At 68.7% G+C, this 18,619-nt stretch carries 18 protein-coding genes; 5 read left to right on the top strand and 13 right to left on the bottom strand.

The annotated features are described in order from the left end of the window. Positions 1-82: 82 nt before the first annotated feature. Positions 83-1,090, top strand: a complete 1,008-nt coding sequence (locus tag ACFTZB_RS16005) for an ABC transporter substrate-binding protein (RefSeq protein WP_378432843.1) — start codon at positions 83-85, stop codon at positions 1,088-1,090. Between the two features lie 19 nt (positions 1,091-1,109). Here the strand turns inward: ACFTZB_RS16005 and ACFTZB_RS16000 are convergent, their stop codons facing one another. The 3 genes from ACFTZB_RS16000 to ACFTZB_RS15990 all read right to left on the bottom strand — a co-directional run bounded on the left by ACFTZB_RS16000 (position 1,110) and on the right by ACFTZB_RS15990 (position 4,187). Continuing rightward, complete coding sequence (locus ACFTZB_RS16000) at positions 1,110-1,913, bottom strand: metal-dependent hydrolase (protein WP_378432841.1); 804 nt, start codon at positions 1,911-1,913, stop codon at positions 1,110-1,112. Between the two features lie 289 nt (positions 1,914-2,202). Then, a complete protein-coding gene (locus tag ACFTZB_RS15995; RefSeq protein ID WP_378432838.1) occupies positions 2,203-3,672 on the bottom strand; it encodes a catalase in 1,470 nt (489 codons plus the stop codon). Between the two features lie 56 nt (positions 3,673-3,728). Continuing rightward, positions 3,729-4,187, bottom strand: coding sequence for a Fur family transcriptional regulator (locus tag ACFTZB_RS15990; RefSeq protein WP_378432837.1), 459 nt, complete (start codon positions 4,185-4,187; stop codon positions 3,729-3,731). 93 nt (positions 4,188-4,280) lie between these two features. On the opposite strand from ACFTZB_RS15990, the gene ACFTZB_RS15985 reads away from it, so the two are divergent. Further along, the gene (locus ACFTZB_RS15985) at positions 4,281-4,592 is read left to right on the top strand and encodes a helix-turn-helix transcriptional regulator (protein WP_124390287.1); all 312 of its coding nucleotides are present in this window, start codon (positions 4,281-4,283) and stop codon (positions 4,590-4,592) included. Beyond that, positions 4,589-4,999 (top strand): SRPBCC domain-containing protein, encoded by a 411-nt coding sequence (locus ACFTZB_RS15980; protein WP_378432834.1) that lies wholly within the window; start codon positions 4,589-4,591, stop codon positions 4,997-4,999. Before ACFTZB_RS15985 ends, ACFTZB_RS15980 begins: the two co-directional genes overlap by 4 nt. A gap of 13 nt (positions 5,000-5,012) precedes the next feature. Here ACFTZB_RS15980 and ACFTZB_RS15975 read toward each other — a convergent pair whose 3' ends face one another. From ACFTZB_RS15975 to ACFTZB_RS15955, 5 genes are all read right to left on the bottom strand, one after another. Further along, positions 5,013-5,663 carry a hypothetical protein gene (locus ACFTZB_RS15975; RefSeq protein WP_378432832.1) on the bottom strand — a complete coding sequence of 217 codons (651 nt, stop codon included), beginning with the start codon at positions 5,661-5,663 and terminating at the stop codon, positions 5,013-5,015. Then, positions 5,647-7,359, bottom strand: coding sequence for an FAD-dependent oxidoreductase (locus ACFTZB_RS15970; RefSeq protein ID WP_378432830.1), 1,713 nt, complete (start codon positions 7,357-7,359; stop codon positions 5,647-5,649). Before ACFTZB_RS15970 ends, ACFTZB_RS15975 begins: the two co-directional genes overlap by 17 nt. Continuing rightward, positions 7,356-8,846, bottom strand: a complete 1,491-nt coding sequence (locus tag ACFTZB_RS15965; protein WP_378432828.1) for a flavin-containing monooxygenase — start codon at positions 8,844-8,846, stop codon at positions 7,356-7,358. Before ACFTZB_RS15965 ends, ACFTZB_RS15970 begins: the two co-directional genes overlap by 4 nt. Beyond that, complete coding sequence (locus tag ACFTZB_RS15960) at positions 8,843-9,436, bottom strand: TetR/AcrR family transcriptional regulator (RefSeq protein WP_378432826.1); 594 nt, start codon at positions 9,434-9,436, stop codon at positions 8,843-8,845. The genes ACFTZB_RS15965 and ACFTZB_RS15960 overlap by 4 nt, the downstream gene beginning before the upstream one ends. 92 nt (positions 9,437-9,528) lie before the next feature. After that, positions 9,529-11,319 carry a multicopper oxidase family protein gene (locus tag ACFTZB_RS15955; RefSeq protein WP_378432824.1) on the bottom strand — a complete coding sequence of 597 codons (1,791 nt, stop codon included), beginning with the start codon at positions 11,317-11,319 and terminating at the stop codon, positions 9,529-9,531. 145 nt (positions 11,320-11,464) lie between these two features. On the opposite strand from ACFTZB_RS15955, the gene ACFTZB_RS15950 reads away from it, so the two are divergent. Both ACFTZB_RS15950 and ACFTZB_RS15945 read left to right on the top strand, forming a co-directional pair. After that, positions 11,465-12,403, top strand: a complete 939-nt coding sequence (locus ACFTZB_RS15950; protein ID WP_378432822.1) for a formylglycine-generating enzyme family protein — start codon at positions 11,465-11,467, stop codon at positions 12,401-12,403. An 81-nt stretch (positions 12,404-12,484) separates the two neighbouring features. Then, entirely contained in the window at positions 12,485-13,384 is a 900-nt protein-coding gene (locus tag ACFTZB_RS15945; RefSeq protein ID WP_378432820.1) for a hypothetical protein, read from the top strand. Here the strand turns inward: ACFTZB_RS15945 and ACFTZB_RS15940 are convergent. The 5 genes from ACFTZB_RS15940 to ACFTZB_RS15920 form a co-directional block, all read right to left on the bottom strand. After that, a complete protein-coding gene (locus tag ACFTZB_RS15940; RefSeq protein ID WP_378432818.1) occupies positions 13,331-13,996 on the bottom strand; it encodes a GAP family protein in 666 nt (221 codons plus the stop codon). The two genes, ACFTZB_RS15945 and ACFTZB_RS15940, sit on opposite strands and share 54 nt — an antisense overlap. 88 nt (positions 13,997-14,084) lie before the next feature. After that, positions 14,085-15,206 (bottom strand): alpha/beta hydrolase family protein, encoded by a 1,122-nt coding sequence (locus tag ACFTZB_RS15935; RefSeq protein ID WP_378432816.1) that lies wholly within the window; start codon positions 15,204-15,206, stop codon positions 14,085-14,087. A gap of 78 nt (positions 15,207-15,284) precedes the next feature. Then, entirely contained in the window at positions 15,285-16,316 is a 1,032-nt protein-coding gene (locus ACFTZB_RS15930; RefSeq protein WP_095862940.1) for an aspartate-semialdehyde dehydrogenase, read from the bottom strand. A gap of 2 nt (positions 16,317-16,318) precedes the next feature. Continuing rightward, positions 16,319-17,584, bottom strand: coding sequence for an aspartate kinase (locus ACFTZB_RS15925; RefSeq protein WP_005248517.1), 1,266 nt, complete (start codon positions 17,582-17,584; stop codon positions 16,319-16,321). Positions 17,585-17,679: 95 nt separating this feature from the next. Next, complete coding sequence (locus ACFTZB_RS15920; RefSeq protein WP_378432813.1) at positions 17,680-18,600, bottom strand: hypothetical protein; 921 nt, start codon at positions 18,598-18,600, stop codon at positions 17,680-17,682. Positions 18,601-18,619 lie beyond the last annotated feature (19 nt).

Genomic DNA, 18,619 nt, shown 5'->3' with positions numbered 1-18,619 from the left:
GGCCTCTTCTGCGTGGTGAGGGCGTCGTCCGGTTGCCGGACCCCGCGACCACTCCTCCAGAACCTCAGGCTAGCCTCACCTCATGTCATCGAGGCTCTACGTACGCGCCGGGCTGGTCGCCCTGGCCAGCGTCTTTCTCGCCGCCTGCGGCACCACGGACACCGGTTCGACCGCCGGCAACACCGACGTCGCCACCGGCGGCCGCCTGTTCGCCACGGCGGACGCCGAGACCGCCAAACTCGGCACCGACACCGACCCGGGCGTCTTCCCCCGCACCATCACCCACGCGCTCGGCGCAACCGTCATCGAGAAGAAGCCCGAACGGGTGATCGTCCTCGACGGCGGCGAACTCGACGACGTGCTGTCCCTGGGAATCACGCCCGTCGGACTGGCCAGCCCGGAGAGCGCCGCCGGTCAGCCGACCTACCTGGCCGACAAGCTCGCCGGGGTGCCGGACGTGGGGACGACCAACAACCTGAACCTCGAGGCGATCTCCGCACTGCAGCCCGATCTGATCCTGGGCAGCAAGCTGCGCGCCGACAAGCTGTACCCGCAGCTGTCGTCGATCGCACCGACCGTGTTCGGCATCCGCCCCGGCTTCCCGTGGAAGGAGAACTTCCTGCTCGTCGCGGACGCCCTCGGCGAGGAGACGAAGGCGGAGGGAGTGCTCAACGCCTACCAGACCCGCGCGGACGAGGTCCGGGAGTCCATCACCGGCGAGCCGACGATCTCGCTGGTCCGGTTCATGTCCGGCAAGATCCGCCTCTACGGCAACCTGTCGTTCATCGGCGTCATCCTGCAGGACGTCGGGCTCCCGCGCCCGACGGTGCAGAACGTCGACGAACTCGCCGTCGAGGTCAGCCAGGAGACGATCGGCGAGGCGGACGCCGACCGGATCTTCTACTCCAGCTACGGCGCACCCGAGACCACCGACGAGTCGACCGTGGTCGGCGGCCCATTGTGGAACCAGATGCAGGCGGTGAAGGACGGCAAGTCCGTGCACGTCAGCGACGAGACCTGGTTCCTCGCACTCGGACCGACCGGGGCGATGCTCGTCCTCGACGACCTCGAGAGGATGCTCGCCGCCTGAGCCGGCTGAGTCACTCCCGTTACTTCGGCGCGGGCATGAAGGCGTCGTAGATTGCCTGCGGCGCACCGTCGATGGCCCAGATGACCATGAGCCCCACGGCCACCGTCAGGGCGGGCCCGAGCACGACCTTCTCGAACGGCCCGCCCGCCCGGATCGACAGGAACGACGGGAGCCGGAACTCCCACCACCGTTCCTTGCCGAGCGTGAGGAACGGCGCGAGGAAGGGGACGCCCTCCTTGGTGATGGCGTCCCCGAGGCAGTGGGTCGCGCAACCGAGGGCCACCGCGACGCCGAGCCCGGTCGAGCCGGCCTCGGTGGGATACGACTGCCAGGTGAGCGCGGACAGCACCGCGGCGACCGCCGAAACCGCCAGCCAGCCTTTTTCTTTGGCCAGCTCACCGGCCAGCCCGCGCAGGGCGAGGCCGAGACAGACGAACAACGTCGCGATGATGGCGGGCTTGCCGAACTGGACGACGAGCGCGGACACTCCCGCCCCGATGCCGGCCGCGAACAGAGCGGTGTGGGTGAGCGTGCGGTGCCCCCCGCGCCGCTTGCCGTCGCGTTTGCCCTTGGTGATCGTGTAGAAACCCAGCGACACCGCGTCGACGCCCTTCGCGACGACACTGCTGACCGGACCGAACGAACGCGACACCGTCGACTGGCTCGTGTCGAGGTCCGGGAGCAGTGCCGCCCCGGCGCACACCGCCGCGAACGTGAACGTCTCGGCGGTGGATGTGGGCCCACCCCAGTCGAGCGGCAGCAGATCCGCCACCGCCAGACCGACAGCCGCACCGGACATTGCGTGGGTGGGACCCATCACCATGGAAGACAGCACCTTTCGACCCCGACTCGGGACACGGTCATCCGAGCCGGTGTCCTGACACCGCTCAACCTAGCAACAACATCCGACACACCCGTCACACACCTGTGAGTACTTGTTAACCGCCGGCGGTTGAGAAGTACTCACGGGCCCGAAGGGCATGGGGGATGATGGAATCGTGCGGTGCGTGCAGCCGGGCGAAGGAGGGTCGTCGTGGAAACTGTGGTGGTATTCGTTCTCGCGTTGCTGATCTATTGGTGGGGCCTGCTCTGAGCGTGCCCCACCACCGACATCAGCTCCGGCTCTGCCCTTCCCGGACACCGATTTCCACTCGCTTGCCCAGGTCGGGGTCGACGCTCTTCCAGTAGTCGAACACCCGCAACAGAACCGGTTCGCTGACCCCGCCGAGTGCGTGGCCGACGATGTTGTTCACCAGACGGTCGCGTTCGTCGTCGCCCAGGACCTCGCGGACGAGGGTGCCCGCCTGCGTGAAGTCGCCGTCCTCGGCGTGCTCGACGTAACCGGCGCGCACGGACTCGCCGTCGAACGCCCAGAGGCCTTCGTCGCCCGCGAGCGACGCGTCGGCGTGCGGGCCGCCGTACGAGTTCGGCGCGTACACCGGGGTCTCGGGCGAATTGGTGGCGTACCGCATCGCGCCGTCCTGCGAGTAGGAGTTCACCTGGTTCTTCGGGGCGTTGACCGGCAGCTGCGCGTAGTTGGCGCCGATGCGGTACCGGTGCGCGTCCGCGTAGGAGAAGACCCGCCCCAGCAGCATCTTGTCGGGTGAGAAGCCGATTCCCGGAACGACATTCGACGGTTCGAACGACGCCTGCTCGATCTGGGCGAAGAAGTTGTCGGGGTTCCGGTTGAGGGTCCACTTGCCGACCTCGATCAGCGGGTAGTCCTTCTGCGACCACACCTTGGTGAGGTCGAACGGGTTGAACCGGTAGCCCTCGGCCTCGTCCACGGGCATGACCTGGACCTTCAGCGTCCAACTGGGGAACTCGCCGCGAGCGATCGTGTCGTACAGGTCGGCGCGGTGATGGTCGGGGTCGGTGCCCGCGAGGGTGTCGGCCTCGTCCTGGGTGAGGAACTCGATGCCCTGGTCGGTCTTGAAGTGGTACTTCACCCAGAACCGCTCGCCGTCGGCGTTCACCCACTGGTACGTGTGCGAGCCGAAGCCGTCCATGTGCCGCCACGTCTTCGGGATGCCGCGGTCACCCATCAGCCACGTCACCTGGTGCGCGGACTCGGGCCGCAGCGTCCAGAAGTCCCACTGCATGTTGTGGTCGCGCAGACCGGATCCGGGCAGGCGCTTCTGCGAGTGGATGAAGTCGGGGAACTTGATCGGGTCCTTGATGAAGAAGACGGGCGTGTTGTTGCCGACGAGGTCGTAGTTGCCGTCCTCGGTGTAGAACTTCACGGCGAATCCGCGCGGGTCGCGCCAGGTGTCGGGGCTGCCCTGCTCGCCTGCGACGGTGGAGAAACGCACCAGCGATTCGGTCTTCGCGCCGGGCTGAAACAGCGTGGCCTTCGTGTACCGGCTCACGTCGTGGGTGACGACCAGTTCGCCGAACGCGCCGGCACCCTTGGCGTGGACGACGCGCTCCGGGACGCGCTCGCGGTTGAACTGCGCGAGCTTCTCGACGAGGTAGTGGTCGTGCAGCAGGATGGGGCCCTGAGCCCCGGCGGTGAGCGACTCGTTGTCGCTGGCGACGGGAATCCCGGCGTTGGTGGTGGTCGCGCGCTGTGTTTCAGGCATGGCAAAGCCTCCAGGTTGCAATCGGGTGAGGGTGTATCGGCGGAGACGAACCCGGGTCAGGACAGGGCTGCTGCCGACCCGGTTTCGCTCTGCGCGTCGGTCTGACACTGGGAACAGAGCCCCCAGAAGACGACCTCGGCTTCGTCGATCTCGAATCCGTGGGCCTGCGAGGGGTCGAGGCACGGTGCCTCGCCGACGGCGCAGTCCACGTCCACGACGGTCCCGCAGCTGCGGCACACGAGGTGGTGGTGGTTGTCTCCGGTACGGGTTTCGAACCGTGCGGGCGATCCCGCGGGTTCGATACGTCTGAGCAGACCGGCGGCGGTGCACGCCTTGAGGACGTCGTATACCGCCTGGGTGGAGACCGATCCCAGCTCTTCGCGAACTACGGCTGCGATGTCGTCGACGTCGGAATGCGGTCGTACGGCAACCGCATTCAACACTGCAACACGTGGTGCGGTGACACGGAGGCCCACGCCGCGCAGCTGCGCTGTGGGATCCGTGTCGTGTTGCATGCATTCCAGTATCGCGTCTTTTTGGAATTAGTCAAGAAAAGGACGCGTCGGAGACGGTTGACATGTCGGAAATCTCCGACATAAGCTCGTCCCGTGCCCGACGACGACGTCTTCCTCGCCCTCGCCAACCCGGTGCGACGGCGTCTGCTGGAAATCCTGGTGGACGGACCGCTCACCGCCGGGGACCTCGCGGGCCGGTTCGACCTCAGCCGCCCCGCGGTGGCGGAGCATCTACAGGTGCTGCGCCGAGCCGGACTCGTCCGCGACGAACCGTCCGGACGGCAGCGGCACTACCACCTCACCGCCGAGCCGCTCGCCGACGTCGGCGACTGGCTGCACCCGTTCGAGCGGTTCTGGCGTCACCGCCTGCGCACACTCGCCGACTTCCTCGAGGAGGACTCGTGACCGACCGCACCACCACCCGGATCTCCGTCGACCAGTTCATCGCCGCACCGCCCGCCAAAGTGTGGCGCGCCCTCACCGAGCCGGATCTGCTCGCCCGCTGGTGGGCCGCGGGCGACATCGCCGCGACCGTCGGGCACCGGTTCCACCTCGACATGCCCGGCTGGGGCGCCGTCCCCTGCGAAGTGGTCGAGGTCGAGCTCGAACGGCGCTTCGTCTACACGTTCACCGAGAACTGGACGCTGGTGTGGCGCCTCGTTCCCGAGGGTGCCGGCACGCGCCTGTTCCTCGACCACTCGGGCTTCGACCTCGACGACAAGCGCAGCCGCCACGCGTTCGAGCGGATGGGTCCGGGCTGGCGCGACACCGTGTTGCCCCGCCTCGCCGGCGTCGCCGCGGAGATCGCATAGCGCCCCCCGGGTGTCAGCGCCTACGCGCGGGACCGGTGGTCATCCGGCCGTCCGTGATCACGATGCCGTGATGCGTTCCCGGCGCCAGCCAGTCGGCGAGCGTGGGACCGCCGGCCGCCACGTCCACGCGGGCGTACCGGAAGTGGCCGCGGAGCCGCGCGGACGCCGTCACGAGACCGCGACCGTCGTCACCCGGTTGCGCGAACCCCAGCGCCCCGGCGATCGGAAGCCGCGGTCCGCGCGGCCGGGTGCGCGTGGTGACGCGCCACGCCCCGGACGACGCCGCGAAGTCACCGTGCACGTCGCCGTCGAAGTCGGCCGGCACCTTGGGCAGCCTCCAGTGTGCGCGTCCACCATGCACGGAGGGTTCCGAATCCACGGCGATGAACGGGACCGCCATGCGCGGCAGGACACCGATGCGACGTCCCGGCGCGCGAAGCACCGGGCTGGCGAGGATTTCCCGATAGGGGCCGACGGGTGAGTCGAGATAGTCGACCATCATCGCGAGGGTCATCGGGACGGTGGCGCCGTCCGGGCCCAGGGCTCGGGCGGCCGCGGTGCTGCGGTGCCACCACAGCGTCGCGCGGACGGTCGCAGGCCACGGGGGCGGTGAGCTCTCGGGCCAGTCGGTGCGTTCGGTGGTCGATTCAGGCACGCTCCACATCGACCGTCTCCCTTCGGTTCACGACCGTCAGCGGAAGCCGCAGTGCGCCCGGCGCGTCGGCGGGCACCACCGGATTCCGGGGCGGTGACGGTGCGATACGTACGTATGGCTTGCCCGGTTCGGGCCGGGTGTCGGTCTCACCCTTGTTGGGCCACAGCGCGAATGCGCGCTCGGCCTGGGCGGTGATGGTGAGCGACGGGTTGACGCCGAGGTTCGCGCTCACCACCGACCCGTCGGCCACGTGCAGCCCGTCGTGTCCGTACGCGCGCAGGTACGGGTCGACGACCCCGGCGTCCGGCGAGTCCCCGATGGCGCACCCCCCGAGGAAATGCGCGGTCATCGGAATGTTCACGACGTCGGCGATCGAGCCGCCGGGGTCTCCCCCGATCCGCGCGGCCACCTTCCTGATGGCCTTGTGTCCCTGCGGGATCCATTCGGGCGGCGGATCTCCGGGACCCGGACGGCTGGTGACCGCGCGCCCGAGTCGGCCCTTCCCCCTGGCCAGCTCGAGCGAATTGTCGTCCGTCTGCATCACGAGCGCGATCACGGTGCGCTCCGACCAGTGCCGCACCGACAGGCTGCGGGCGAACGCCCCGGGCCGGCGCAGCGCGACGCCCACCGTTTTCAGCAGCCGGGGCGTCCGGCCACCGCCGTCGCTGAGGACGGTCTGCAAGAGTCCGATCGCGTTGCTGCCCTTGCCGTACCGCACCGGCTCGATGTGGGTGTGGTCGTCCGGGTGGAACGAGGACGTAATCGCCACGCCTTTCGTGAAGTCGGTGTCGCGGTTCCGGGCCGTTGCCGCGAGCACCGCCTCCGAGTTGGTGCGCACCACCGATCCCAGCCTCGGCGACAACCGTGGCAGCGCACCGGATTCCTTCATCGCCAGCAGCAGCCGGGCGGTGCCGTACGTGCCCGCGGCGACCACTACCTGGTCGGCGGTGAACGTGCGCTCCCGCCTGCGGATTCCGTCGGTGCGGCGGGTCCGCAACGCGTAACCGCCACCCGGCCGCGGGCGCAACTCCTTCACCGTCGTCAGCGGATGGACCCGGGCGCCCGCCTTCTCCGCGAGGTGGAGGTAATTCTTGACGAGCGTGTTCTTCGCTCCCACACGGCAACCCGTCATGCAACTCCCGCACTCGGTGCACCCCGTGCGGTCGGGACCCGCACCGCCGAAAAACGGGTCGGCCACCCGCGACCCCGGCTCGCCGAAGAAGACACCCACCGGTGTGGACGTGAACGTCGCACCGGCGCCCATCTCCTCGGCGACCTCCCGCATGACGGTGTCGGCGGGAGTGAACGACGGATTGGTCGTCACCCCGAGCATCCGCTTCGCCTGCTCGTAGTACGGGGCCAGCTCCGATTGCCAGTCGGTGATGTGCGCCCACTGCCGGTCCTCGAAGAAGCGGCGCGGCGGCTGATACAGCGTGTTCGCGTAGTTCAGCGAACCGCCACCGACCCCGGCGCCGGCCATGACCAGGACGTCGGGGAGGAGGTGGATCCGTTGCACGCCGTAGCAGCCCAGCCAGGGCGCCCACAGGTAGCGTCGCAACCGCCAGCTCGTCTCGGGCAGTTCGTCGTCGGCGAAGCGCCTGCCCGCCTCGAGAACGCCGACCCGGTACCCCTTCTCGGTGAGCCGGAGCGCCGCGACGCTGCCGCCGAAACCGGAGCCGACGACGGCCACGTCGTAGTGCGTCACGCGACGATCTCCTTCGCCGCCCTGCGCCGGGAGACGTAGTTCTCCCGGTCGAAGCGCTGCAACTGCGAGCGGAACTTCCAGGTGAACGTCGGCCACTGGACGGAGTTCCGGCCCTCGGAGTCGTAGTACCAGCTCGAGCAGCCGCCCTTGTTCCAGACGGTGGTCTGTAGTTCGGACTGGATGCGGGTGTTGTATCGGCGCTGCGCCTCCTCGGTGACCTCGAACGCGGCGATTCCGTTGTGGTGCATCGCCGTCAACGCGTCGGCGATGTACGCGGACTGCGATTCGAGCATGTAGACGATGGAGCTGTGACCGAGATTGGTGTTGGGCCCGTACATCAGGAACAGGTTGGGGAACCCGGCGACGGTAGTCCCCTTGTACGCGCTCGGGCTCCCGGCCCAGTGCTCGGCGAGGGTGCGGCCGTTCGCACCGCGCAACGCGTGCGCCACCGCCGGTTCCGTCGGTGTGAACCCGGTCGCGAAAATGATGGTGTCGACCTTGTGCTCATTGCCCACCGCGTCGACGACGCCGTCCGCCGTCACCCCGGCGAGTCCGGCGTCGACGAGCGTGACGTCGGGACGGTCGAGGGTCCGGAGCCAGTCGTTCGACAGCAGCATCCGCTTGCAACCGATCGTGAAGTTCGGTGTGAGCTTGCGGCGCAGTTCGGGATCGCGCACCTGCCGGCGGAGGTGCACCCGGGCCACCGCCTCGAACACCGGCAGCAGTCCGGTGGCGTGGGCGAGCACCCCGCCCAGGGCTTCCCGGAAGCTGTACACCGAACCGCGGACTGCCTTCTGCACCAACGGCAGTCGCCGGTACAGGGCCTTCTCGGAGTCAGGCAGTGCACGGTCGAGTCGCGGGATCACCCAGGCGGGCGTGCGCTGGAACACGGTGAGGTGCCCGGCGACCGGCGCGATCTCGGGCACGAACTGCACCGCCGACGCGCCGGTGCCGATGACGGCCACGCGTTCACCGGTGAGGTCGTGGTCGTGATTCCACGTCGCCGAATGGAACGTGGTGCCGCCGAAGGTGTCCAGCCCGGGCATGTCCGGAACGCTGGGCGTCGACAGCGCACCGGTCGCGGCCACCACGACGTCGGCCGTCAGCATTCCACGGCTCGTCCGGACCGTCCACACGGCCGCGTCGTCGTCCCAGTGCGCCTCCTGCAGTTCACACTCGGTGACCACCCGGGACCGGACACCGGTGTCGGCCGCGACCTTCTTCAGGTAGCGGTGGATCTCCGGCTGACGGGCGAACGTGTGACTCCAGTCGGCGCTGGGGGCGAACGAGTACGAGTACAGCGAGGTCGGGACGTCGCATGCGCACCCCGGGTACGTGTTGTCGCGCCACGTGCCGCCGACGTCGTCGCCGCGCTCGACGATCAGGACGTCGGCCTGCGGCTGCGTCTGCAGGATGCGCGCCGCCAGGCCCATGCCCGCGAAACCCGCCCCCACGATCAGGGTGTGTACGTGCTGCGGAAGATTCACGACTTCTCCACCTTCGATTCCCACACGGGCAACAGCCGCGCGCGTAGTGACTGTTCGGCCTCGGGGGTGCGGAACAGTGCCGACACCGCCAGACCGCGAACCAATTCGATACTGAGCTCGATGGCGTCGGAGTCGAACCGATCGCCGAACACCTCCGCAGACCCGCGACGCAGCGCCTCGGTGACCTTCCGCTCCAGCGGGACCGTCGCCTCGAACAGGGCCGGGTCGGTGCGGGCGGCCACCCACAGTTCGAGGGCCGCGTAGAACAGCGGTCCGGAGAAGGCGTCGGCGAGCACCTCGATCCCGCGGCCGGCATCCACTTCGGCGGCGAGGATCTCCTCCATCCGCTTGTCCACGAGATGCTCCACCGCGGCCACCACCAGCGACTCCTTGGTCGGGAAGTGGTGCAACTGCGCGCCGCGCGACACCCCGGCCCGGCGCGCGATGCCCTGCGTCGTGGTGCGGGCGTAGCCGAGTTCGACCAGGGAGTCGACGGCCGCGTCGAGCAGCTTCGTGCGCATCGCCGCGGTCCGCTCGGCCTGTGTGCGGGTCGTTTTGGCTACTGCTGTGTCAGGTGTCACACCCAGCACTGTAGGCGGAAAAAAGAAAACAGTCCAGACTGCTTGTAAATGCACCTGTGAGTACTTGTTAACGGCGGGCGGTTAACAAGTACTCACAGGTCTCAGGGCACGAGGCGGTACCGCAGCATCATGTCGTGGTCCTCGTGGTCGAGCATGTGGCAGTGCCACACGTACCCCTGCAGCGGATGCGACGACGACTCCATGTGGCCGCCACCCGAGTGATCCATCGTGTGCGCCGCCGACATCCCGAACGTGGCGTCCGGGTCGAAGCCGAGTTCGTCCGCCGTCGGGAACCGGACGATGATCCGGGTGATCGAGTTCGCATCCGCGATCACGGTGTCCTTGAACCCGGACTCCCACACCTGCGGCGCCAGGTTCGGCCCGAGAACGAACGGGTCCGCCGACGGCGTCCACCGCACCCCGACCGCGGGTACCGGGACGGCCTGCATCAGGGCGTTCGTGTCGATCGCCTGCCGTCCGATCACCCGGAACGTCACCAGATGCAGGTGGATCGGATGCGGTTCGGGCGTGACGTTGACGATGTTCCACTGCTCGACGGTCCCCTGGCGGGGCATCTCGATGTCGTCGGTCGTGTAGCGCAGGTTGTTCAGCGACATCAGCGGCGACGGCTGACCCAGACCCTGCGCGAGCTGCATCACCGACACGTTGCGGACCACCGACGGCCGGGCGACGGGCGGCAGCACGGCGAGACCACGGTTTCCGCCCCGCAGTGTCTCCGGTACTCCGCCGGTGAAGCCGGCGGCCGTCCCGACCCGGAACCGGCAGAACCGCGGCATGATCTGCACGCCGCGCTGCGCGACCTGCGCCGGAATCGGCTCGTCGTTGCGCAGTTCCACCGTCGTCCCGGGGGCGAGGGACCCGAAGTCGACGAGGAGGTCCACCCGCTCCCCCGGTCCGAGGCGGACGTGGTCGGTGGGGACGGGCGCGTCGAGCAGCCCGCCCTCGGCGCCGATCACCCAGAACCTCATCCGGTTCTCGAAGAACAGATTCCACACGCTGAACGACGCGGCGTTCACCATCCGCAGCCGGTACAGCCCCCGCGCCACCGGCATCTCCGGCCACACCTTGCCGTTCACCACCCCCACGTCACCGGGGGTGGCGGCTTCCCAGCTGCCCTGCGGATTCAGCGGATTGGAGCGGACGCTCTGCCGTCCGTCGTCGGTGAAGTTCTTGTCCTGCAACACCAGCGGCAGTTCGAACTCGCCCGCGGGCAGACCGAGCGGATTGCCGGTCTGACCGGTGTCGTACTCGTCGCGCAGCAGGTACATGCCCGCCAGCCCGGCATAGATGTTGAGCCGGGTGACGCCCATCGCGTGGTCGTGATACCACAGCGCGCAGGCGTCCTGCCGATTCGGGAACTCGTGCACCATCCCCTGCCCCGGGCGCATCGTGTCCTCGGGATGTCCGTCGAACTCGGGGGGCGTCCGGCCGCCGTGCAGGTGCAGCGACGTCGGCACCTGGGTGCGGTCCTGCTCGCTCACGCCGTGGATCCGAGTGTCGACGTCGGCGGCGAGGGGGTTGCTCGTGATGTCGTTGCGGTAGGTCAGTGACGTCCCTTCGCCGACGTGCGCTTCGATCGTCGGGCCCAGGTAGTCCATTCCCCCGTAGCCGAGGGCGGGCGAGGCAGGGAGGTCGGGGTGGAACGCGTGCGTCGTGCTGCTCGCGTGCACCTCGACGGCGCTACCGCCCAGCATCGACAACGGCGGCAACTGTTCCCGGAACGGCTGCAGCGGCGGCGAGGAGAAGACGAACGGCTGCAGCGGATCGATCCCGAAGGGATAAGCGCTCGCCGATCCCGCTCCGACGGCGCCGAGTCCGGCCGTCAGAGCCAGACCACGCACGAACGACCTACGCGGAATTCGTCCATCCATACGGTGGAGCCCCCTGCATGATGCGACCAGCGCTGCGACTGGAATAGCCGACTCGAGTAGCCGACGCTACCCCACCCGTCGGCGCTCGCACCCGGTTTACGGGCGCATCGTCGCACGGCGGCCGCCGTCGTGCGAGTCTGACCCCATGACTCGTGCAGTGCCGAAGAACATGGCATGGATCCCCGGGGGCACCTTCTGGATGGGTTCGGAGGACTTCTACCCCGAGGAACGCCCCGTCCACCAGGTGACGGTCGACGGGTTCTGGATGGACTCGCACCAGGTCACCGTCGCCGAGTTCCGGCGGTTCGTGAAGGACACCGGCCACGTCACGACCGCCGAGATCGCCCCCGACCCCGCGCAGTACCCCGGCGCGGATCCGGCGTTGCTCGTGCCCGGTTCGCTGGTGTTCACCCCGACCCCCGGCCCCGTGCCCCTCGACGACTTCACCCGCTGGTGGTCGTTCACACCGGGCGCGGACTGGCGGCACCCCGAGGGTCCGGCCAGCAACGTCGGTGGACGTGAACGCCATCCCGTCACACACGTGTCGTGGTTCGACGCCCGCGCGTACGCGGAGTGGGCGGGCAAGGATCTGCCGACCGAGGCCGAATGGGAGTTCGCCGCCCGCGGCGGCCTGGACCGGAAACCGTTCGTGTGGGGTGACGAGCACGAACCGGGCGGCAGGCCCGGCGGAAACGTGTGGCAGGGGCGGTTCCCGTGGGAGAACCTGCTCGAGGACGGCTTCGCCGGGACGTCGCCGGTCGGCCATTTCCGGTCCAACGGTTACGGACTCGACGACATGGCCGGCAACGTGTGGGAATGGACCAGCGACCACTTCACCGCAGACCACTCCGCGGGCGGCAAGAACGTGGCACCGGCGAGTTCCTGCTGCATTCCGGCGAACCCTCGCATCGACACCTCCGTCGCCCCGGACCCACACGAGCCGTACGCGCGCCGCGTGATCAAGGGCGGCTCGCATCTCTGCGCTCCCAACTACTGCCTCCGCTACCGGCCCTCGGCCCGGCAGGGTGACACCGAGGAGACGTCGACCTGCCACATCGGGTTCCGGTGCATCCGACGCCCGTGACGGGGCTTCTCACCTGACGCGGATGATGACAAGCGGGCCCGATCGGAGTTCGCTCGAGGTGTGCGGTCGACGAAATTGTCTGTGGCGCTGGCCAGGGAAGCTCTGGCCGCGCGCACCGAAACGGCCAACGGCTGGTTGCAGGGCACCCCTCCCGGCCGCACGGTTCGACGCGTCATCGACGGGTTGATCGAGATCGAACTCGTCGACCGGTCGATGACGCTCGCCGCCAGGATCTTCACGTCCGTGCTGCCCGTGATGATCGCGGCATCGACGCTGAGCAGTTGGAACGTGACCGCAAGCACCATCAAGACCCAGTTCGGGTTCGACCCCACGGAACTGACGTCCGGTGACGTCGACACCACCAACCCCTCCTTCGCCGCGTTCGGGGTCGTCGGCCTGCTGATGATCGCGATCAGCGGCACGTCCTTCGCGCGGGCCCTCGCCCGGATCTACGGCAAGATCTGGAACGTCCCGTCGATCAACCTCCGAGACGCCTGGCGGTGGCTCGTCGTCCTGTTCGCCGTCGCGCTGTCGGGGACGGCGATCGGCCTGGCCAGCGAGCTCACGAACGTCCGGTTCATCGGGCCACCTCTCGCAGTCGCCGGGGAGTTCGCGGTGTGGATGGCCGTGTGGACCCTCAGCCCGTATCTGTTGACGATCGGCACCCTCAAGGGTCGCGTGCTCTGGGCGACGGGGATGCTGACCGCCGCCGCGCTCACCGTCCTCCACGTCGGCGGACGCCTCGTCCTGCCCCGGATCACCGCCGCCGCGCAACACCAATTCGGGCCGCTCGGCCTGGTATTCACCGCGATCAGCTGGTTGTTCGTCCTGTCCGTCGTGATCGTGGGGTCCGCGGTGATCGTCAAGGCCATCGCGCTCGACGAGGGCTACGTCGGGCGCTACCTGCGCGGACCGGACGCCGCCGCGTCAGAACAGGCCGCCGAGTCCCTTACCGAGAACGACGGCCCCCATCACGAGTAGCAGCACGCTCATCACGGCCGCATTGTTGGACTGCAGCCAGACCTTGAGGCTGTCGAGGGTCCCGCGCATCCTGTCGGCGGCCACGGCGTAGGCGATCACCGGGACGAGGACCGTCGACCCGGCCAGCACGGTGTACACCACCAGGGCCACCACCTGCTCAGCGCCGCTGACACCCGCGGTGCCGATCCCGACGCCCGCGGACACGCAGAGCAGCAGGTTCTTGGGATTGATCGCCGCCAGCGCGAATCCGAGTCCCATGGACTTCACGAAATTCAGGTCGTCGATGGCCTGCATCCACTTCGGGGGTTCCGCGTCGGCGTTGCGACTTCGCCACTGCCGTCCCGCGAGCAGGAGCAGCAGCACACCCAGAACGAGTTTCACCCACGACGCCGTCGCGGAAGGGCCGTCGGAGTCGGACGTGTCGACCCTGCCGGCGAGGAGCACGAAGATCCCTGTCGCGACGACGATGCCGAGGATCCAGCCGACACCGAAGCCCGCGCTCGCCCCGCCCGCACGCTTCGACAGCAGCATCAGGATGACGGCGATGATCGGGATCGGCGAGATCGCGACACCAACAGCGAGCGGTAACAGTTCTCCGATGACTGAGCCCATGTCCGAACCGTAGGGTCGGGCGCCCGTGTCCGCCTCGCACGTCCCGGGTGAGGTGAGTGGCAAAGCGTGCTCGGGGACGCTTTGCCACTCACATGGGGGACAGGACGCGCGCGGCGAACGCGAGGGACCCCGGCATGGACGCCATCAGCGACCCGCGATGGTCCTCACCGACGAGTTGCTGGAATTCGACATCCACCCCGTGCTGCCGCATCTCGGCGAGCTGCGCCCACGTCAACGGAATCGGCACCGACGCGTCGGACAGGCTGTGCACCACCCGCAGGAGACGGTCGAAACCGTCGACGGGCACCTGCTGCATCTCCCGGAACAGCTCCCGGAACTGGTCGTTCCACAGCGGCGCCGCGAACAGGTCCCCGACCGACGTGGGGTGGGCGAGCAGGTACCGGCCGAGTTCGCGGCTGCACGTCACCTTCGCGAACTCCATCAGGTCGAGTCCCGTCGGCGACAGGTAGCGCCGGATGCCGACCTCGGGACGCTGGTCGTCGATACCGGCGAGGGTCAGCAGCGTGTAGTTCACGATTCCGGTGGTCGGCAGCGCCGGAACCGCGGGACCCGCGGCCGGGAAGAGCTGCTCGAGGTGGGTCGGCGCGGCCACGGCGACGGCTCCCCGGAAGTCGAGCGCGGGTGCCCGGGTGGTGGCCTCGCGGGCGGCGAAGTAGGTCGCCTGCCCGCCCTGCGACAGTCCGGTGACGATCCACCGGTCGGCGAGCACGTCGCCGTAAACCTCGTGTGCGGCCAGGACGACGTCGACAGCGTTCGCGGCGGCCGCCGGACCGTCCAGATAGGCGTTGACACCCGATGTGCCGATTCCCGCGTAATCCGTTGCCGCGACGGCGTACCCGGCGGCGAGCCACTGCTCGATCGCGGGCAGTTCGACGTAGTTGAACCCGGCGACGGACGGTGCGCACTGATCGGCGACGCCGACGGTGCCGTGGGCGTAGGACACCACCGGCCAGCCGCCGGCGGGCGGGTCGCCGCGGGGAAGGAAGACCGATCCGGTCGATTCACCGGTCGCGGTCGAGGTACGGAGGGTGGAGTACCGCACCCGAACGCTGTCACCCGCCTGGGCGGGGACCGTACCGGGGGGCAGCTGCTCCTGCGTCAGCAGGATCCCGGGCGGCTGCGCGGAGACCTCGGCCGCGCCGGTGAGCAGCAGCAGAACCGCCGCCACCGCAGCCCCGAGCACTCTCATCGGCCCAGTATCCACCCGCAACCGACACGTGAGTGGCAAAGCGTGCGGGAGCACACTTTGCCACTCACGTGGGGGGAGCTAGACGAGCAGTTCGGCGATCTGAATGGTGTTGAGGGCGGCACCCTTACGCAGATTGTCGCCGGACACGAACAGTGCGAGCCCGCGACCCTCCGGAACACCCGGATCCTGACGGATCCGCCCGACGAGCGACGGGTCGCTGCCCGCGGCCTGGAGCGGGGTGGGGACATCGACCAGTTGCACACCGGGAGCCTTCGACAGGATCTCCTGCGCGCGTTCCACCGACAGCGGACGCTCGAACTCGGCGTTGATCGACAACGAGTGGCCCGTGATCACGGGGACGCGGACACATGTGCCCGACACCAGCAGGTCGGGCAGGCCGAGGATCTTGCGGCTCTCGTTGCGGAGCTTCTGGTCCTCGTCCGTCTCACCGCTGCCGTCGTCGACGATGGAGCCGGCCAACGGCAGCACGTTGAACGCGATCGGCGCGACGTACTTGTTCGGGGCCGGGAAGTCGACGGCGCTGCCGTCGTGGACCAGCTTCTCCGCGTCGCCGATGACGGCGCGGGCCTGGCCAACCAACTCCTCGACACCGGCGATGCCGCTGCCGGAGACCGCCTGGTAGCTCGACACGATGAGACGCTGCAGTCCGGCCTCGTCGTGCAGGACCTTCAGCACCGGCATCGCGGCCATCGTGGTGCAGTTGGGGTTGGCGATGATGCCCTTCGGCGGGTTCTTCGCCTGCTCCGGGTTCACCTCACTGACGACCAACGGCACGTCGGGGTCCTTGCGGAACGCCGAGGAGTTGTCGACGACGGTGGCGCCGGCCGCCGCGAAGCGCGGGGCCTGCTCACGGGACAGCGTGGCACCGGCCGAGAACAGGGCGATGTCGATGCCCTTCAGGTCCTCGTCGGACGTCGCGGACGCGTCCTCGACGACGATCTCCTCGCCGCGGAACGGCAGCTTCTTGCCCGCCGACCGCGCGGAGGCGAAGAACCGCACCTTGTCCGCGGGGAAGTTGCGTTCCTCGAGGAGGGTGCGCATGACGATGCCGACCTGTCCGGTGGCACCGACGACAGCGATGGTGGTCATGATTACCGTCCCGTTCCTGCGTGCACGACGGCTTCTTCGTCGCCGCCGAGCTCGAATGCGTCGTGGATCGCCTTCACGGCCTTGTCCAGCTCCACGTCCTTGACGAGCACCGAGATGCGGATCTCCGACGTGGAGATGAGGTCGATGTTGACGCCGGCCTTCGCGAGGGCCTCACAGAACGTCGCGGTGACGCCCGGGTGGCTCTTCATGCCCGCGCCGACCAGCGACACCTTGCCGATGTGGTCGTCGAACAGCACCTGCGTGAAGCCGATCTCGCCCTGCAGCTTGGTCAGCTTCTCGACCGCCCGCGGGCCGTCGGCCGTCGGCAGGGTGAACGTGATGTCCGTCTTGCCGGTCTCGACCTTCGAGATGTTCTGCAGCACCATGTCGATGTTGATCTCCGCCTCGGCCACCGCGCGGAAGACCTGCGCGGCGTAACCGGGGGTGTCGGGCAGGCCGACGACGGTGATCTTGGACTCGCCGCGATCGTGCGCGACTCCGGTGATGATTGCCTCTTCCACGGGGATGTCCTCCATCGATCCGGACACGATGGTGCCCGGCTTGGTCGTGTATGACGAACGGACGTGCACAGGCACGTTGTATCGGCGGGCGTACTCGACGCAGCGGAGCATGAGCACCTTCGCGCCGCACGCCGCGAGTTCGAGCATCTCCTCGAACGACACCGTCTCGAGCCGCTGCGCGTCGGGAACGATGCGCGGGTCGGCGGTGAAGATGCCGTCGACGTCGGTGTAGATCTCGCAGACGTCGGCCTCGAGGGCTGCGGCGAGGGCCACCGCGGTGGTGTCCGAACCGCCGCGCCCGAGGGTCGTCACGTCCTTGCTGTCCTGGCTGACGCCCTGGAATCCGGCGACGAGGACGATCGAGCCCTCGTCGAGCGCATCCCGGACGCGGCCCGGGGTGACGTCGATGATCTTGGCGTTGCCGTGAGCACCGGTGGTGATGACGCCCGCCTGCGAACCCGTGAACGAACGGGCCTCCGCACCGAGCGAATGAATTGCCATTGCGACGAGAGAATTGGAGATGCGCTCACCGGAGGTCAGCAGCATGTCCATTTCGCGGGCGGGTGGGGCTGGGCACACCTGCTGAGCCAGATCGAGCAGCTCATCAGTGGTGTCCCCCATCGCTGAAACCACGACGACGACATCGTTGCCGGCCTTCTTGGTCTCGACGATCCGTTCAGCCACTCGTCGGATTCTCTCGGCGGTTGCCACCGAGGATCCGCCGTACTTCTGGACGACGAGAGCCACGCGTTTCTACCTCCAGGTCGATGAATCTGTACTGGTCCAGCTGTCGAGCTTACCGGCGGAGTCCAATCTGATCCCGGGTGAGTCCGTTCGGCGGCCTATCCGAACGCCGTGTTCGCGGCGTCCGCGACCCTTGCCACGGCGGCGCAGTTCGGGCCGTGAACAGTGACGACTGCACTCGCATGGCCGAGCCTGCGGGTGAACTCGTCGACACCCGCTCCGGGCCGTGTGATGTCGATCGGCTCACCCATCGGGCTCGTCCACCGGCACCGGTCGCCGACCGTCTCCGGCTCGGCGGGAACGGGTGGTCTGTTTTCCTTCACCGGCGACATCGTGAACGACACGGTCACCTCGCTCCCGGGCACCCGATTCGGGTTCGGGAACAGGACGCAGTCGAACGGGGCGGGCCGCGACTCCGGATCGACGACGCGTCCGCCCGCCGTGGTCCCCAGCACGTCGAGGACTTCGCAGGGGTCGTGAACGGCGAGCGCCACCTGATCCGGGGAGTCGGCGTCGCGGGCGGGCAGTCCCGACCGCATCCTGTCGATCGCCGAGTCCAGCACCGCGTCGACCAGCGGGCAGGAGTCCTGCCCGGCCACGGTTCCCGCCCGGACGGTCCCCCGCGGCCCGTCCTCGTCTCGGCGGTCGGTGCCGAGGTTCAGCGGGAAGACGCGCTCGCACGTCCCGCGCGTCAGGTCGGCGCCCGCACCGGACAGCACCGGCGGCAGCAGGGACACCTCCACATAGGTGGTGACGCCGTCGGGCCGGGCCATCAGCGCCGAACACACCGACAGTTGCACGGCGGACCCGTACTGCTGGACCGCGCCGGCGCTCCGCACCACCGCCTCGTCGAGCAGCCCGCACGGATCGGCGCCGCGCAGCGCGTCCTCGACGGCGACGTGCTCCTGCTGTCGTGGACTCTGCTCGTCCCGTGGGGAAGCCCCCGCAGTTCCCGAGACGGTGTGCGCACACCCGGACGTGATCGCGGCGCACAGGAGCGCCGCGGCGACTTTCTTCACTCGATCCCCCTCGAATCGG

Origin of the sequence: Rhodococcus sp. NPDC057014 (assembly GCF_042673295.1) — a bacterium.
In the GTDB taxonomy this organism is placed as follows: Bacteria; Actinomycetota; Actinomycetes; order Mycobacteriales; family Mycobacteriaceae; genus Rhodococcus_F.
The sequence above is the reverse complement of the archived record's forward strand: the minus strand, read 5'-3'. Positions and strand labels throughout refer to the sequence as shown.

Bases quoted from the DNA above. Each gene is read 5' to 3' on its own strand.
- ACFTZB_RS16005 (WP_378432843.1), top strand. From the start codon at position 83: ATGTCATCGAGGCTCTACGTACGCGCCGGGCTGGTCGCCCTGGCCAGC.
- ACFTZB_RS16000 (WP_378432841.1), bottom strand. From the start codon at position 1,913: ATGGTGATGGGTCCCACCCACGCAATGTCCGGTGCGGCTGTCGGTCTG.
- ACFTZB_RS15995 (WP_378432838.1), bottom strand. From the start codon at position 3,672: ATGCCTGAAACACAGCGCGCGACCACCACCAACGCCGGGATTCCCGTC.
- ACFTZB_RS15990 (WP_378432837.1), bottom strand. From the start codon at position 4,187: ATGCAACACGACACGGATCCCACAGCGCAGCTGCGCGGCGTGGGCCTC.
- ACFTZB_RS15975 (WP_378432832.1), bottom strand. From the start codon at position 5,663: ATGTGGAGCGTGCCTGAATCGACCACCGAACGCACCGACTGGCCCGAG.
- ACFTZB_RS15955 (WP_378432824.1), bottom strand. From the start codon at position 11,319: ATGGATGGACGAATTCCGCGTAGGTCGTTCGTGCGTGGTCTGGCTCTG.
- ACFTZB_RS15950 (WP_378432822.1), top strand. From the start codon at position 11,465: ATGACTCGTGCAGTGCCGAAGAACATGGCATGGATCCCCGGGGGCACC.
- ACFTZB_RS15940 (WP_378432818.1), bottom strand. From the start codon at position 13,996: ATGGGCTCAGTCATCGGAGAACTGTTACCGCTCGCTGTTGGTGTCGCG.
- ACFTZB_RS15935 (WP_378432816.1), bottom strand. From the start codon at position 15,206: ATGAGAGTGCTCGGGGCTGCGGTGGCGGCGGTTCTGCTGCTGCTCACC.
- ACFTZB_RS15930 (WP_095862940.1), bottom strand. From the start codon at position 16,316: ATGACCACCATCGCTGTCGTCGGTGCCACCGGACAGGTCGGCATCGTC.